General features: G+C 49.0%; 12 protein-coding genes, 2 tRNA genes and 1 pseudogene. 7 read left to right on the top strand and 8 right to left on the bottom strand.

Annotation, left to right across the window (positions count from 1 at the left end; translation table 11 throughout):
- From DWY93_RS13200 to DWY93_RS13190, 3 genes and pseudogenes are all read right to left on the bottom strand, one after another.
- Window positions 1–1,021, bottom strand: a pseudogene (locus DWY93_RS13200) (IS1380 family transposase); the annotation flags it as partial.
- A gap of 123 nt (window positions 1,022–1,144) precedes the next feature.
- Entirely contained in the window at window positions 1,145–1,723 is a 579-nt protein-coding gene (locus DWY93_RS13195; RefSeq protein ID WP_015553719.1) for a TIGR01440 family protein, read from the bottom strand.
- A gap of 121 nt (window positions 1,724–1,844) precedes the next feature.
- The gene (locus DWY93_RS13190) at window positions 1,845–3,302 is read right to left on the bottom strand and encodes a nicotinate phosphoribosyltransferase (RefSeq protein WP_117472486.1); all 1,458 of its coding nucleotides are present in this window, start codon (window positions 3,300–3,302) and stop codon (window positions 1,845–1,847) included.
- A 949-nt stretch (window positions 3,303–4,251) separates the two neighbouring features.
- Between DWY93_RS13190 and ileS the strand changes: the two genes are divergently transcribed.
- The 7 genes from ileS to DWY93_RS13155 all read left to right on the top strand — a co-directional run bounded on the left by ileS (window position 4,252) and on the right by DWY93_RS13155 (window position 13,514).
- A complete protein-coding gene (gene ileS / locus DWY93_RS13185; protein ID WP_117472484.1) occupies window positions 4,252–7,455 on the top strand; it encodes an isoleucine--tRNA ligase in 3,204 nt (1,067 codons plus the stop codon).
- A gap of 182 nt (window positions 7,456–7,637) precedes the next feature.
- A complete protein-coding gene (locus DWY93_RS13180) occupies window positions 7,638–10,094 on the top strand; it encodes a glycogen/starch/alpha-glucan phosphorylase (RefSeq protein ID WP_117472482.1) in 2,457 nt (818 codons plus the stop codon).
- 164 nt (window positions 10,095–10,258) lie between these two features.
- A complete protein-coding gene (locus DWY93_RS13175) occupies window positions 10,259–11,128 on the top strand; it encodes a SpoIID/LytB domain-containing protein (protein WP_181968548.1) in 870 nt (289 codons plus the stop codon).
- A gap of 91 nt (window positions 11,129–11,219) precedes the next feature.
- Window positions 11,220–12,083 carry a M23 family metallopeptidase gene (locus DWY93_RS13170; RefSeq protein ID WP_242990629.1) on the top strand — a complete coding sequence of 288 codons (864 nt, stop codon included), beginning with the start codon at window positions 11,220–11,222 and terminating at the stop codon, window positions 12,081–12,083.
- Window positions 12,084–12,245: 162 nt separating this feature from the next.
- Window positions 12,246–12,518 carry a spore coat associated protein CotJA gene (locus DWY93_RS13165; RefSeq protein ID WP_015553714.1) on the top strand — a complete coding sequence of 91 codons (273 nt, stop codon included), beginning with the start codon at window positions 12,246–12,248 and terminating at the stop codon, window positions 12,516–12,518.
- Entirely contained in the window at window positions 12,515–12,889 is a 375-nt protein-coding gene (locus DWY93_RS13160; protein ID WP_242990628.1) for a spore coat protein CotJB, read from the top strand. Before DWY93_RS13165 ends, DWY93_RS13160 begins: the two co-directional genes overlap by 4 nt.
- Before the next feature lies 1 nt (window position 12,890).
- Window positions 12,891–13,514 (top strand): manganese catalase family protein, encoded by a 624-nt coding sequence (locus DWY93_RS13155; RefSeq protein ID WP_117470351.1) that lies wholly within the window; start codon window positions 12,891–12,893, stop codon window positions 13,512–13,514.
- Between the two features lie 84 nt (window positions 13,515–13,598).
- Here the strand turns inward: DWY93_RS13155 and DWY93_RS13150 are convergent, their stop codons facing one another.
- The 5 genes from DWY93_RS13150 to DWY93_RS13130 form a co-directional block, all read right to left on the bottom strand.
- Window positions 13,599–13,769, bottom strand: a complete 171-nt coding sequence (locus DWY93_RS13150) for a DUF1540 domain-containing protein (RefSeq protein WP_021903995.1) — start codon at window positions 13,767–13,769, stop codon at window positions 13,599–13,601.
- 123 nt (window positions 13,770–13,892) lie between these two features.
- Window positions 13,893–14,309, bottom strand: a complete 417-nt coding sequence (locus DWY93_RS13145) for a CBS domain-containing protein (RefSeq protein ID WP_015553710.1) — start codon at window positions 14,307–14,309, stop codon at window positions 13,893–13,895.
- Window positions 14,310–14,320: 11 nt separating this feature from the next.
- Window positions 14,321–14,917: a lactate utilization protein gene (locus DWY93_RS13140; RefSeq protein ID WP_117470352.1), complete on the bottom strand. Its 597-nt coding sequence runs from the start codon at window positions 14,915–14,917 to the stop codon at window positions 14,321–14,323.
- A gap of 650 nt (window positions 14,918–15,567) precedes the next feature.
- A tRNA-Glu gene (locus tag DWY93_RS13135) sits at window positions 15,568–15,639 on the bottom strand.
- Window positions 15,640–15,643: 4 nt separating this feature from the next.
- Window positions 15,644–15,717: transfer RNA gene (locus DWY93_RS13130), tRNA-Pro, on the bottom strand.
- Window positions 15,718–15,746 lie beyond the last annotated feature (29 nt).

The raw sequence follows: 15,746 nt of genomic DNA, 5'->3' as shown, positions 1-15,746 counted from the left end.
GCATTTCTGCTGATAATACCAATCGTCTAAACCAATTAAATATGTTATAGGCAAGAGCATGTACCTGGACTCTGTTTGCATTTACAATTCTGTTGTGACTGCTCACCGCAGAAAAATCAAAACCAGATTTGCTTTCTTTGATGAAGTTTTCCATCAGACCTCTTTTGCAGTAAAATTTGATAAGGTATTCTGGTGAGGAATCCATGTTTGTGACGATAAAGGTATACATGTAAACCATTTGGTTTTCTGGCTTCTCAACCTTGCACACAACGCGTCTTTCATAAGGCCATGGACCAGCTTTGTACATGAATTCACCGTAAACCACAGTGTAGTCTACCTTGTTATTTTGAGTCCGACTGGTAAGTGCATCTGCAAGAAACGACGCTTTTTCACGGAGAACCTTGTTTCCCTTCAGCCGGATGACATAGCTTGTTCCGTTTTCCTCACACTGTTTATAGAGATCAGGAGTTGCAAAACCACTATCGCCGCGAAGCAGGAGATGGATGGTTGGATAATCATTCAGGTACTCGTCGAGAATCGGCTGCAGGAAATCGGTTACACCGGTACAGGAATAAGCCGCTCCATCACGGAGTTGGATTTTTATCAGATCACCAGTGATTCTGTCATAACAGACGAGCGGATGGTAGCCATTACTCTGATAATGGAAGTTAAATGCCCTGCCTTCCTGTTTGCCGTATGCTGCGAGGAGCGTAGAATCCAGATCCAGGATCACGGACTGAGGCATCTGGATGCTGTAGATCCTTTTTCTGAGTATCCGGCTGATCTCCTGGAATTGCTTTAAAGTATCTTCATCCATGCGGTTAAAGAATCTTGATACGGTTGGCTGAGATGCTAATGCGGATTTTTCAAGTACAGCTTTAAAAACAGGATCATTGGTCAGTTCATCCGAAGCATCATCTTCGAAGTAACCGGACATGATCATATATATCATCTGGAGAAGGTTATCCCTGTCCGTATGATATCGAAACACTGCAGAATCATTGGTCTTAAATGAACGGTTTCTGTATTATTTTGTTTAGTCGCATAAACTGATTATACCACGAACGCCGGGCTTTTCGAAGCTCGGCGTTTTGTGTTGGATATATAAAATGAGCTGCCGCACGTTAGTGCGACAGCCCCTTTTTTATTTCTGATAAGCAGCCCGCTCGCCGCCGATATATTTGAGCCGTGTTCTCGCACAGACAACATGGGCGGAGCCGATGGATTTGATGGTGGTGCGGACCGGAACGGCGACATGGCGCAGATGCATACCGATCAAGGTGTCACCGATATCGATCCCGGCGTGTGCTTTTATAAATTCCACTGCGCAGGGATGCTCAAAGCCATTCCACGCGGCGGTGGAGAAGGAACCGCCGGCCTTCAACTGCGGCTTTACATTCACCATCTCAAGGCCATATTTCGCAGCACATTCTTCCTCGACAATCAGGGCGCGGTTTAAGTGCTCACAGCACTGGGCGGCGAGGTAGAGACCGTGTTTCTTTGTCACATGGGAAAGGGCGGTAAAGACAGCCTGTCCGACTTCGCTGCTGGAGTAGCAGCCGATCGCGTGGGCAGCGATCTCGCTGGATGAGCAGCCCACCACCAGGATCTGCCCCGGTTTCATTGCGGCGGTATTGATCAGCTCCTCGGCGATCGCTTTTGTCTGTTCATAAATTAAGTCAAGGTCCACATCGACGGATGTGGCGATATCTGTTGCGCTCATAGTATTTCCCTCTTTTTGCAGAATGCCCGGAGACTGAAAATACTCCGGGCGGTATATGGTTTCATGGTTAAATGGATCCGGCGGTGCATGCCGCTGTCATGAGGAACATGTGAACTGGAATTTACTCGAAATGATATTTGTCGAGCAGAGCATGCTTCATATCCCAAAGCGGCTTGGAAAGATCCACATGGACCTCATGCGGGTTTACGAGACGCTTTGTCTCATCCCATAAGGTATTGAGCTCTTCCTTGCAGTATTTCTGGATATCCATGACCTTCGGGGAGTGGTAGACACACTCGCCGTCCTTGAATACCTGCACCGGAAGCTCACGCATCGTATAAGTTCCGGGAGCGAGGAGTGTCTTTTTCCATGTCGCTATCGGGTCAAAGAGCAACAGTGGCTCGTCCTCATTGAACGTCTCGCCGACGAGACAGATGATATCAGCGATGACCTTGTGGCTGTCCTTTCCGTAGATACGGTAGGTGGTCTTGTTGCCCGGGTTTGTGATCTTCTCCTCGTTCTCGGAGAGCTTGATCTTCGGGATGAAGGTTCCAGTCTTCTTGTCCATGATCGCCGCGAGCTTATAAACACCGCCGAAGGACGGGCAGTCCTTGGAGGTGATCAGGTTTGTGCCGACACCCCAGGAGTTGATGGTTGCGCCCTGGTTCTTTAAGCTTGTGATCAGGGTCTCATCGAGATCGTTGGATGCGGAGATCACAGCGTCCGTGAAGCCTTCCGCATCGAGCATTTTTTTCGCCTCTTTGGAGAGATAAGCGAGGTCTCCGCTGTCCATACGGATTCCGTAGAAGGTAAGCGGGATTCCCTCCGCGCGCATCTCCTTGAATACCTGGATTGCATGCGGGATCCCCGAATTTAAGGTGTCGTAAGTGTCGACTAACAGGATACATGCGGTCGGATAGAGTCTCGCGTAGGTACGGAAGGCGGTGAGCTCATCCGGGAAACTCATGATCCAGCTGTGGGCATGGGTTCCTTTTACCGGGACATCGAACATCTGACCGCAGAGCACGTTGGAAGTACCGATACAGCCGGCGATCATAGCGGCTCTCGCACCGTAGATTCCGGCATCCGGACCCTGGGCACGTCTTAAACCGAACTCCATGACTCCGTCTCCGCGGGCTGCATGGACGATCCGGGAAGTCTTTGTTGCGATCAGGCTCTGGTGGTTGATGATATTTAAGATCGCGGTCTCAACAAGCTGGGCCTGCATGATCGGGGCGATGACCTTTACGAGCGGTTCTCTCGGGAATACGACGGTTCCTTCCGGGATCGCGTAGATATCACCGGTGAATTTAAAGGTGGAGAGGTACTCCAGAAAATCTTCCCCGAAGAGTCCTGTGGTGCGGAGATAATCGATATCTTCCTTATCAAAGTGTAAATTTTCGATGTATTCGACAACCTGCTCTAAGCCGGCCGTGATGGCAAATCCGTTTCCATCCGGATTTGTGCGGTAGAATGCGTCGAAGATGACAGTCTCATTTGCATCCTTTGCATGAAAGTAACCCTGCATCATGGTCAGCTCGTAGAGATCTGTAAGCAGCGTCAGGTTTCGTTCGCTCATAATGTTTCTCCTTAAATTTCTCCGCGGTAAGTGTCAGCGGAATATTAAACGCAGCAGTCCGGAGCGTATAAAAATGCCGGACGATAACGACAGCTTAAGTGCGGTTCACCCCAAAAGAACCGGGCGGCTGTCAAACGTGTTGTGGTTGATTATATCAGTTCTTGTGCGAAAAGGCAAATTGCGTGTTAAAAAAGTAACGAACACTTCAAAAGAACGTAAAATGTGCCTAAAAAGTTAAGAAAGAAAACAGGAAGACGGCATCAATATGGAAAGATTTCGCAACTCCCGAGGGATTCCCTTGACTTTTAAATACCTTATTACTATAATTATTTTGATACCAAGGTCAAAAGGTCGGAAATCTGATGCAAGCTTGCTTGCAAGAGGATTTTTGACCTTGGGACCCGCCTAAAACATGAATAAGTAGCCATTTTTCGTAGAAAAATGAGCGGATTATGAATGTTTTGAGGATTGTGGAAGCACGTAGTGCGAAACAATCCGGTATCAAAGGGGGCAAAAGACCTTTTGACCCCAACATCATTATTTTGTCTGAGTGTAAAAAAATGTAACTATGAACAGATTCGATGGTTGCATTCAGACGATCCATAGAAAAAAGCCATGACGGAGACAGTAGGTTCACAAGCAGAAAGCCAAAGCGAGCCGGGGACGATGGAAGCCCGGTGCTTTTTCGTGAAAGGAAGATCACTCCCGAGCTGGAAGCTGAACCCTGAAAGCGGTACTGCTTTTGGAAAGTAAGTGTACCCGGTGATTCCGCCGTTAAAGGGAACTCATATGTCAGTATGCAGCAATAGGTGGTTAAAAGCGTTATTTTCGCCCTGTTCTCATTGAGAATGGGGCTTTTTTATTACTGATTCAGCATACGACACACAAAACACGAAGAGCATAACAACGAGAAAGTTATGCGCAAAACATTGATTGGAGGAAATGTGTCATGTACGAGAAAGTATCAACAGACCTGAACTTTGTGGACAGGGAAAAACAGGTTGAGAAATTCTGGAAAGATGAAAAGATCTTTGAAAAGAGTATCGACAGCCGCAGAAAAGGAACCCCTTACGTATTCTATGACGGACCGCCTACCGCAAACGGAAAACCGCATATCGGACACGTACTTACCCGTGTCATCAAGGATATGATCCCGAGATACCGCACCATGAAGGGCTATATGGTTCCGCGTAAGGCCGGATGGGATACCCACGGACTTCCGGTAGAGCTTGAGGTCGAGAAGCTTCTTGGTCTCGACGGAAAAGAGCAGATCGAGGAGTACGGTGTTGAGCCGTTCATCGAGAAATGTAAAGAGAGCGTCTGGAAATACAAAGGAATGTGGGAGGATTTCTCCAGCACCGTTGGTTTCTGGGCTGATATGGATAACCCGTATGTTACTTACCATGACGACTACATCGAGTCCGAGTGGTGGGCATTAAAGCAGATCTGGGACAAAGGACTCCTCTACAAGGGATTCAAGATCGTTCCGTACTGCCCGCGCTGCGGAACACCGCTTTCCAGCCACGAGGTTGCCCAGGGATATAAGGATGTAAAAGAGAAATCTGCGATCGCCCGCTTCAAAGTAAAAGGCGAGGACGCATACTTCCTTGCATGGACAACGACTCCGTGGACTCTTCCGAGCAACGTGGCACTCTGCGTAAACCCGAAAGAGACATACGCAAAAGTAAAGGCCGCAGACGGCTATACCTACTACATGGCGGAAGCTCTTCTTGACACTGTTCTCGGGAAGCTTGCTGACAAGGAGAACGGAACTCCTGCTTACGAGATCCTCGAGACTTACACAGGTAAGGACCTTGAGTACAAGGAGTACGAGCCGTTATTCGACTGCGCAGTTGAGATCTGTGAGAAACAGCACAAGAAAGCATACTTCGTGACATGCGCAGATTATGTTACCCTGACAGACGGTACCGGCGTGGTACACATTGCACCGGCTTTTGGTGAGGACGATGCCCAGGTAGGCCGTCGTTATGATCTCCCGTTTGTACAGCTTGTAGATGCAAAGGGCGACATGACAAAGGAAACTCCGTATGCAGGCGTATTCGTGAAGAAAGCGGATCCGATGGTCTTAAAAGACTTAAAGGAAAAAGGTCTGTTATTCGAGGCACCGGCATTCGAGCACAGCTACCCGTTCTGCTGGCGTTGTGACACACCGCTTATCTACTATGCGAGAGAGTCCTGGTTCATCAAGATGACAGCGGTGAAGGATGACCTGATCCGCAACAACAATAAGATCAACTGGATTCCGGAATCCATCGGTAAAGGACGCTTCGGCGACTGGCTGGAGAACGTTCAGGACTGGGGAATCTCCAGAAACCGTTACTGGGGCACACCTCTTCCGGTATGGCAGTGTGAGTGCGGAAAGATGCACTGCATCGGCAGCCGTGAAGAATTAAAGAAGATGAGCCCGAACTATCAGGATGTTGTTAAGAAATACAGCAAGGAGATGGACGGAGACAAGGGAGAAGTTGAGCTTCACCGTCCGTTTATCGATGATGTAGTGATCACCTGCCCGGACTGCGGAAAAGAAATGCACCGTGTACCGGAGGTTATTGACTGCTGGTTCGACTCCGGCGCAATGCCGTTCGCGCAGCACCACTATCCGTTCGAGAACCAGGAGCTTTTCCACAAACAGTTCCCGGCACAGTTCATCTCCGAGGCTGTTGACCAGACAAGAGGATGGTTCTACTCCCTCCTTGCCGAGTCCACGCTGCTCTTTAATGAACCGCCGTACCAGAACGTTATCGTTCTCGGCCACGTTCAGGATGAGAACGGACAGAAGATGAGTAAGTCCAAAGGAAACGCTGTCGATCCGTTCGACGCCCTGAAGACATATGGTGCCGACGCGATCCGCTGGTACTTCTACATCAACAGCGCACCGTGGCTGCCGAACCGCTTCCATGGAAAGGCTGTTATGGAAGGACAGAGAAAGTTCATGGGTACTCTCTGGAACACCTATGCATTCTTCGTCCTCTACGCGAATATTGATAACTTTGACGCGACCAAGTACACACTGGAGTACGATAAGCTTCCGGTTATGGATAAATGGCTGTTATCCAAGTTGAATTCTACTGTTAAGGCAGTGGATGATGACCTTGCGAACTACCGCATCCCGGAGGCAGCAAGAGCACTCCAGGAGTTTGTGGATGACATGAGCAACTGGTATGTAAGAAGAAGCCGTGAGCGTTTCTGGGCAAAGGGCATGGAGCAGGATAAGATCAACGCTTACATGACTCTTTACACAGCACTCGTGACGATCAGTAAGGCAGCAGCTCCGATGATCCCGTTCATGACGGAGGAAATCTACCAGAACCTTGTAAGATCCATTGACAAGACAGCTCCGGAGAGCATCCACCTCTGCGACTTCCCGGCCGTTGATGAGGCACATATCGATGCCGAGCTGGAAGCAAAGATGGATGAAGTCTTAAAGATCGTTGTGATGGGACGTGCGGCAAGAAATACCGCAAACATCAAGAACCGTCAGCCGATCGCAAAGATGTTCGTAAAGGCACCGGAGAAGCTTCCGGAGTTCTATCAGGAGATCATCGAGGACGAGTTAAATGTGAAGTCCGTAGAGTTCACAGACGATGTGAGAAGCTTTACCTCCTACACCTTCAAGCCGCAGCTTAAGACGGTAGGACCGAAGTACGGAAAACAGCTCGGAAATATCAAGAAAGCCCTGACGGAGCTTGACGGAAATGCTGCGATGGATACCTTAAACGAGAAGGGCGCTCTGACCTTCAACTTTGACGGAAATGAAGTTGTTCTCACAAAGGATGACCTCCTGATCGATATGGCACAGACAGAAGGCTATGTATCCGAGGCAGACAACACCGTGACCGTTGTTCTCGATACAACACTGACACCGGAGCTTCTCGAGGAAGGCTTCTACCGTGAGATCGTCAGCAAGATCCAGACCATGCGTAAAGAGGCCGGATTTGAGGTTATGGACCATATCTACGTTTACGCGGACAAGAATGAGAAGATCGCGGATCTGATCAAGAAGTACGCGGATGAGTTAAAGAGCGAGGTCATGGCAGACAACATCATGCTCGGCGAGATGGCAGGCTACACGAAGGAATGGAACATCAACGGCGAGGATGTTGTATTCGGCGTAGCGAAAGTGACAAAATAGACGGATGACAACAGGAAAAAGTTCCGCAGCGCGGGGATTTCATGAACAATATTTATGGACAGACCCGCAATGCGGAACCTTCCTGTAAATAAGGGGTTCACATTGACCGGATCACAGACGCGGCCTGAAGAGGCATGGCGCGGGATCCGGCCATTAAGAGAGTATAAAGGAGGACTTTAGGGGTGAGTCAGACAATTAACAAGGATGAACTGAAGAAGACCATTGTGTTTAACGTAAAGAGCATCTACCGCAAAACGATCGACGAGGCGACTCCGGCTATGGTTTACCAGGCTGTCGCACTTGCAGTTAAGGACATGATCATCGACCGCTGGATCGCGACTCATAAAGAGTACGACAAGCAGGATGCGAAGATCGTTTACTACATGTCCATGGAGTTTTTAACCGGTCGTTTCCTCGGCAACAATATCATCAGCCTCTGTGAGCAGAAGGAAATCGAGGAGGCACTTTCTGAACTGGGCTTTGACCTGAATTCCATTGAGGATCAGGAACGGGATCCGGCACTCGGAAACGGCGGTCTTGGACGTCTTGCGGCATGCTTTTTGGATTCCCTTGCATCTTTAGGCTATCCGGCATATGGCTGCGGCATCCGTTATCGTTATGGAATGTTCAAACAGCAGATCCGTGACGGATATCAGATCGAGGTCCCGGATGAGTGGTTGAAGGACGGCTATCCGTTTGAGATCCGCCGCGCAGAGTATGCGACGGAGGTCAAATTCGGCGGTTATGTGGAGACAGAATGGGACGGAAAGAGAAACCATTTCGTACAGAAGGGCTACCAGTCCGTTATGGCGGTTCCGTATGATATTCCGATCATGGGATACGGCAACAATGTTGTAAACTCTTTAAGAATCTGGGATGCACAGCCGGTGAATACCTTCAACTTAAGCGAGTTCGACAAGGGCGATTACCAGAAAGCTGTTGAGCAGGAGAATCTGGCGAAGACCATCGTTGAGGTCCTTTACCCGAATGATAACCATTATTCCGGAAAAGAGCTTCGCTTAAAACAGCAGTATTTCTTTATTTCTGCCAGTGTTCAGCGTGCCATCAAAAAGTACAAGGAAAAGCATGACGATATCCATAAATTCTATGAGAAGGCATCCTTCCAGTTAAACGATACACATCCGACCGTTGCGGTTGCTGAGTTAATGCGTATCTTACTTGACGAGGAGAACTTAGAGTGGGATGAGGCCTGGGAGATCACGACAAAGACCTGTGCCTACACAAACCACACCATCATGGCTGAAGCTCTTGAAAAATGGCCGATCGAGCTGTTCTCCCGTCTGCTTCCGCGTGTTTACCAGATCGTTGAGGAGATCAACCGCCGTTTTGTAGCCCAGATCCAGCAGAGATATCCGGGTGACAACGAGAAGATCCGCAGAATGGCGATCATTTACGACGGACAGGTCCGCATGGCTTACCTTGCAATCGTCGGCAGCTTCTCTGTAAACGGTGTTGCGAAGCTTCACACAGAGATCCTTGAGAAACAGGAGCTTCGTGACTTCTATGAGATGATGCCGGAGAAGTTTAATAATAAAACAAATGGTATTACCCAGAGACGTTTCCTGCTTCACGGCAACCCGCTGCTTGCAGATTGGGTGACCGATAAGATCGGAAATGAGTGGATCACAGATCTCTCCAATATTAAAAAGCTTTCTGTTTATGTGGATGATGAGAAGTGCCAGCAGGAATTCATGAATATTAAGTACCAGAACAAGATCCGTCTTGCAAAGTACATCAAGGAGCACAACGGCATCGATGTCGATCCGCGATCCATCTTCGATGTTCAGGTAAAACGTCTTCATGAATACAAGAGACAGCTCATGAACATCCTTCATGTGATGTATCTCTACAACCAGTTAAAAGATAACCCGAATATGGACATTGTTCCGAGAACCTTCATCTTCGGTGCGAAAGCAGCAGCCGGATATAAGCGTGCAAAACTGACCATCAAGCTCATCAACAATGTGGCTGATGTGATCAACAACGATAAGTCCATCGGCGGCAAATTAAAGGTCGTATTCATTGAAGATTACCGTGTATCCAACGCAGAGCTGATCTTCTCCGCTGCGGATGTCAGCGAGCAGATCTCCACAGCAAGTAAGGAAGCATCCGGGACCGGAAACATGAAGTTCATGTTGAACGGCGCTCTGACGATCGGAACCATGGACGGAGCAAATGTGGAAATGGCAGAGGAAGTCGGCAAGGAGAATATGTTCATCTTCGGTGCGTCCGCAGATGAGATCATCAACCTTGAAAACAACGGCGGCTACAACCCGATGGATATCTTCAACAATGATCAGGATATCCGCCGCGTGCTGATGCAGCTCATCAACGGCTACTATTCTCCGCAGGATCCGGAGCTGTTCCGCGATATCTACAACTCCCTGCTCAACACCCAGAGCAGCGACCGCGCAGATACCTACTTTATCTTAAAGGACTTCCGTTCCTATGCGGAAGCACATAAGAAGATCGACCAGGCATACCGCGATGAGAAGTGGTGGGCAAGAACCGCGATGCTCAACACCGCATCCGCAGGAAAGTTCTCTTCCGACCGTACGATCGAGGAGTATGTAAGAGATATCTGGCATTTGAAGAAGATCAAGGTAGAGCTGAAATAATGTAACTGTGAAGGTACTTGACAGTTACGGATAACATAAAAAACAGACCCGTCTCATACAATAGTGATATCAGAAAAATTCGGAAGGAGTTTTTCGGGCAATCCGCCCGGAAGACTTCCGGATCTGAAATCCGGTATCACAGGTGTATGAGGCGGGTATTTTTTATGAAGCGTTTTTTTATGGTCTTATGGATGACGGTCATGATCCCCTATGTGACAACGCTGGCGTGGACAGGCCGGATCCGGACGGATACGGGGGCGGAAGTACCGGCGGAAGAGTTTCTTACTGGAGTCGTGGCGGCGGAGATCCCGGCAGAGTACGGGATCGAGACATTAAAAGCACAGGCGGTGCTTGCGAGGACATATATCTACCGGCTTGTGGATCCGGGACTGGAACGTATCCGGGAAGAGGAACTGGACATAGATTGTCTCAGCATGAGGGAGATGGAGAAAAAATGGGGGAAAGAACATTTTAGAGAGTATTACGGGAAGATCCGTACCGCGGTGCAGGAGACAGAAGGACTCGTTGCGGAGTACGACGGGGAGCTGATCGAGCCGTTTTACTGTGAAGCGTCGGCAGGAAAAACGAGGGAACTTGCCGCATATCCATATATCCGTTCGGTGGAGAGTCCGGGAGATCTGGGGGCCGGAGAATTTTTATGCGTCCGGACCTTTACGGAAGCGGAGTTTGCGGATAAGATCGGAAGAATCGGCGGGCCGCGTCCGGGAGCGGACGGCATTGCGGAAAAAATTCAGATCATCGAGCGGGATGATGCCGGGTATGTGAAGCGGGTTCAGATCGGGGATATGGATTACAGCGGGGATGAGGTCCGGTATTCTTTGGGGCTTTTATCGTCCTGCTTTCATTTTTCGTCTGCGGACGGGAAGATCCGGGTGTCATCGAAGGGGATCGGCAGCGGATACGGATTCTCCCAGGCTGGGGCGGATGCGATGGAGAGAGAGCAGGGGAGTGAGTTCCGGGAACTGTTGAAATATTATTTTCAGGGGATTGAGATCGTGAAAATTGCGGAGTAAAAGAAGATAAAAGGTGGATACTTCCAGAAAAAAGTATGATTTCGTGTATAACTTCACCGCCGCGGGTAAGAATATTACCGAGGTGATAAACGTGAAAGAAAGAGGAAATCAGATTTTCAAGGACAAATTTGTCCTTGTCATGCTCGTACTTGGCCTGTTGACTATTGTTGCGGCAGCAGGCGCTGTAAGAATCCAGAAGGGGAGAGAAAATATCGGAGAGAGCCCCTATCTGGAGATCGAAGACCCGGACCATGTGATCGCGGGGGATTCCAACGCAGGAGCGGAGTCCGGCGGCGATACACTGGCGGGGGAACTGGCGGCATCCGGAGATGAAGCCGGGAATGGGGAACTTGCTGGGGACGGCACGGCTGTCGGTCTGGCAGACAATAAGAATGGTGCCGGAACTGGCGCTGATCCCGGCAATTTTGCCGGAGAAATTTCGATGGATACTGGTCTTGCTGATGCATCAGATAGCGCCCTGACAGGCGATCATTCCATGGCGGAAGCCGGTGCCGCTGTCAGCGAATCCTTGGTCCTCGATTTCGCAGACACAGATAAGCTCTCCTGGCCTGTGACCGGAAATATCGTTCTTGGCTACTGCATGGACACCACGACCTACTTCCCGACTCTGGACCAGTACAAAGTCAACCCCGCCAATGTGATCCAGAGCGAGGTCAGCACCCCGGTATCGGCTCCGGCGGACGCCAGAGTGGTCTCTGTTGGGACAAACGAGGAGATCGGTAATTATGTTGATCTCGATTTGGGAAACGGCTATACTGCCGTCTGCGGCCAGTTAAAAGAGATCCCTGTTGTAGAAAATGAATATGTCCGACAGGGGGATCTTCTGGGCTATGTCGCCGAGCCGACAAAATACTACGCGGTGGAAGGCACGAATGTGTTCTTCGAGTTTCTGAAGGACGGCGTGCCGGTGGATGCGCTGGATTTTCTGGAGTGAGAGATCACGATTACACGTAATTTGCAAAGTTAAGCCAAAAAGCCTTCAGGGAAGCTCTCTGGAGGCTTTTTATATAACAGGAAATTCCCTGTTGCATAAAAGGCACTAACGTGCCAAAGATGCATATTCTAATATCAGAACAAATAAAGGAGACATCCGCATATGAATTGCAGAAATTCCGATCTGCCGGATACCGCTATGGGTCCGTCCTGCGGCTGCGGCAGAAGTCTGTCTGATATTTCCGGCCCGGGACCTGTTGTGCGTCCGGTGGCCAACTTTTGTTTTGACGACAATGATCCAAGATTTCCGATAGGAATGGGATATGTTCCGATGCAGATGTGGGGGACCATATATCCGTTAGCCAGAGGTTTTGTCCGGGGAACGATCTTCCCGTCCCTGGATCTTCCATTTGCTGTGGGGAGGTGCAGAAGATGAGGGAAATGTATCGATGCAGCATGATGCCGGGAATGCCGGCAGAACCTGTGAGTGACTCCCGCCTGTCAGCGCAGGATGTGATGCCTGTGTGCGGTACGTGCCAGAGTGCCGGGCGCATGGCCGCAGGGGATAAAGAACTGCTGATGCGTCAGATCATGGAAGCCGGTTTTGCGATGGATGACGTTGTCCTGTTCTTAGACACTCATCCGGAAAATCAGGATGCACTTCGCTATTACAAAACGGTCCGTGACATGCGTGACCAGTCCATGGCTGCCTATGAGAGGCGGTTTGGGCCGCTGAGATACACCGATGTCACGTCCATGTCCTGGAACTGGGTAACTGAAAAATGGCCATGGGAAGGAGGATGCTAAGATGTGGGTCTACGAAAAAAGATTGCAGTTTCCGGTAAATATAAAGGAACCGAATGCGAAGATGGCGCAGTTTATTATGAGTCAGTATGGTGGACCCGACGGCGAGATGGGTGCATCCATGCGTTATCTGTCCCAGCGTTATTCCATGCCCTACGGTGAGCAGAAAGCGGTGTTGACAGACATTGGTACAGAGGAATTGGCACACCTTGAGATTGTCGCGGCGATCGTCCACCAGCTCACGAGAAATCTAACTGCCGAGGAACTGGAAGAACAGGGATTTGGTCCGTACTATATCGACCATGCTACAGGAATCTGGCCTCAGGCGGCTGGCGGTGTGCCCTTTAACGCCTGCGAGTTCCAGTCGAAGGGCGATCCGGTGACGGATCTCTTCGAGGACCTTGCTGCGGAACAGAAAGCCCGGAGCACCTACGACAACATTCTTCGTGTCGTGACAGATCCCGATGTCTGCGAACCGATCCGTTTCTTAAGGAAGCGTGAGATCGTCCACTTCCAGCGTTTCGGAGAAGCTCTTCGCGGTCTTCAGGAGAAGCTGGACTCCAGAAACTTCTACGCCTTCAACCCGAGCTTCGATCCGCAGCCGGCTGCGGTGGGAAATTCACGGTAGAAGAATAGAAAAAGAGATCCCGTTCCTTTTCCATAAAATTTATGGGAGGAAGGGATCTCTTTTCTCGTCAAACATCAGACCGGACTACATCTTGCACTGGAAGGAATCACAGTCGGTACATTCCTTTTTTGTAGGATTGAGTTCATGCGTTCCTACATGGATACGGTCTAAGGTGCAGTAATCCACATTTTCCGCATGATGCACGCAGTTATGGATCGAGCACTGGATGCTGTCGTTCTTTTCCTGATTCATCATTTCTCACCACCTTTTTCTGGGATGGTATCAGTATAACCGGACGGCAGAAAATGATGCTGGAAGAAAATGACAGGAACTTATGCGACGGTCTGAAAAAAGCCATTTCACCCGGAATCCAATAACTTAAGCATTTCCTGTTTTCTTATAGGAACCGGAAAAATATTTCATGATATCACGTCTCGTGATAATTCCGATAAAGGATTTATTGTCATCGAGTACCGGGACGAAGTTCTGCTGCATCGCCTTATCCAGCAGATCTTCCATCTTTGCTCCGGCGTTTACCGGGCTGTTGTCCTGACGGCGCTTTACCTCCATGACGGAGATCAGCTCCATATCCTTTAAACTCTGGTTCAGATGGCTCTTCATGTACCAGAGCAGATCACCTTCTGTCAGCGTTCCCGCATACCGTCCCTGCTTTGTGAGAATCGGCAGGGCGGAATAGCCGTGCGCCTCCATCAGGTCGATCGCTTCTCTGAGGTTCGCGTCGGAATAAATAAATGCCACATCATTCTTTGGTGTTAGAAAAAACAGAATATTCATGTGTCTCTCCTTTAATATCCAAGATCTTCATTGATAAATACCATTTCAACTTCCATTCCGGTACAGGGGCGTTCTAAGATCAGGATCGCATTACAGATCCTCTCCGGACTGTTGCAGTCATAGCACTTTTTGTCATCGGACACGACGCATGGAGTCTTCTTATTAAAACGCGCCGCATTCTTTGGACAGGCGATATTTCTCGCGCGGTCCATTGCGGAGGACAGATCCGGCGCGATCTTATTTTTTCCGATCACATAGTATACTCGTTTCGGTCCAAATAAGCTCTCGGAAAGACGGTTTCCGCTTCCGTCAATGTTGATGATCTGACCGGTCTCTGCAGCGGCATTTGCGCTCAGTATGTATACGGTAGATTCTTTTTTTGCCCGGATCCTTGCATCCGGTCCCTGTTCCCAGTGCCAGATCACTTCGTTGTTTTTTTTGAGGATCTCAAAGAGATCCATCTCTTTTGCGGTCATACAGCCACCGAAGCCAACGGTCTCACCTTTGATCTGCTCAGCAAGATAAGCTGCAGCTTCCTCCTTTGTCTCAAAATATGATGTATGGAAACGATGGTTTTCGAAGTTCTTTTTTAATACAGGGTAATCCATAAGTTCTCGATGTTCCTCCTTCTGGTACAGACGGCAGCAGCCGCCGGGTCAGTGACGCAAAAACCGGTCCCAAAGCAGCAGCGGATCAGCTTTTTCTTGCGTAAATAGAGTCATGATACTTTACCATGACTCATTCATAGATATTATAGCATAAATTGTAACAAAAAGAGGAAAGAAAACATGAATTATTTGTGAAAAAAATTGAAATAAGTCATAGCGTATGGAAATAGGTTTCGGTCTGGAGTTCTTTGGATGGGTGATTTTGATATCATATTGACATTTAAAAAAAAATAGAATATGATGTAGGCAGCTAAGAAATGTGGTGAACTTTTCTCATGCGACGCAAAAACCCCAGAGGCTGCCACCTCTGGGGTTTTCTTGTTCGTTACGGTGAACCACTCCGCATAGGCTGTTGCTGCCTATTTATCTCTGTCCAGCCATTTGCATATGTAGCAGCTAACTACACCTGCTATAACAGAGACAAGAAATGTGGTGAACAATTCTGTCATGGACGCACACCTCCTTTCTGCTGGAGGTTCGGCAGCGTTTACAGCATATCACATTTTATATTGATATTCTACAATTTTCTATTAATGAAAACTATGATAGATATAAAAAAAGAAGCTGTATGGAAGTTCCATACAGCTTCATGACCTGTCCGGGAATCGAACCCGGGTTTACGCCGTGAGAGGGCGTCGTCTTGACCGCTTGACCAACAGGCCAGAATCGAGGCGACAAGATTAGAACTTGCGACCTCTGCGTCCCGAACGCAGCGCTCTACCAAACTGAGCCACGCCTCGATGTTCTTGAGCGTTTGTTTTGCGCTGTT

Origin of the sequence: Clostridium sp. AF28-12, from assembly GCF_003435225.1 — a bacterium.
GTDB classification, from domain to species: Bacteria; Bacillota; Clostridia; order Lachnospirales; family Lachnospiraceae; genus Pilosibacter; species Pilosibacter fragilis.
The sequence above is the reverse complement of the archived record's forward strand: the minus strand, read 5'-3'. Positions and strand labels throughout refer to the sequence as shown.

Coding starts and splice junctions, on each gene's coding strand:
- DWY93_RS13195 (WP_015553719.1), bottom strand. CDS start 1,723: ATGAGCGCAACAGATATCGCCACATCCGTCGATGTGGACCTTGACTTA.
- DWY93_RS13190 (WP_117472486.1), bottom strand. CDS start 3,302: ATGAGCGAACGAAACCTGACGCTGCTTACAGATCTCTACGAGCTGACC.
- ileS (WP_117472484.1), top strand. CDS start 4,252: ATGTACGAGAAAGTATCAACAGACCTGAACTTTGTGGACAGGGAAAAA.
- DWY93_RS13175 (WP_181968548.1), top strand. CDS start 10,259: ATGAAGCGTTTTTTTATGGTCTTATGGATGACGGTCATGATCCCCTAT.
- DWY93_RS13165 (WP_015553714.1), top strand. CDS start 12,246: ATGAATTGCAGAAATTCCGATCTGCCGGATACCGCTATGGGTCCGTCC.
- DWY93_RS13160 (WP_242990628.1), top strand. CDS start 12,515: ATGAGGGAAATGTATCGATGCAGCATGATGCCGGGAATGCCGGCAGAA.
- DWY93_RS13155 (WP_117470351.1), top strand. CDS start 12,891: ATGTGGGTCTACGAAAAAAGATTGCAGTTTCCGGTAAATATAAAGGAA.
- DWY93_RS13150 (WP_021903995.1), bottom strand. CDS start 13,769: ATGATGAATCAGGAAAAGAACGACAGCATCCAGTGCTCGATCCATAAC.
- DWY93_RS13145 (WP_015553710.1), bottom strand. CDS start 14,309: ATGAATATTCTGTTTTTTCTAACACCAAAGAATGATGTGGCATTTATT.
- DWY93_RS13140 (WP_117470352.1), bottom strand. CDS start 14,917: ATGGATTACCCTGTATTAAAAAAGAACTTCGAAAACCATCGTTTCCAT.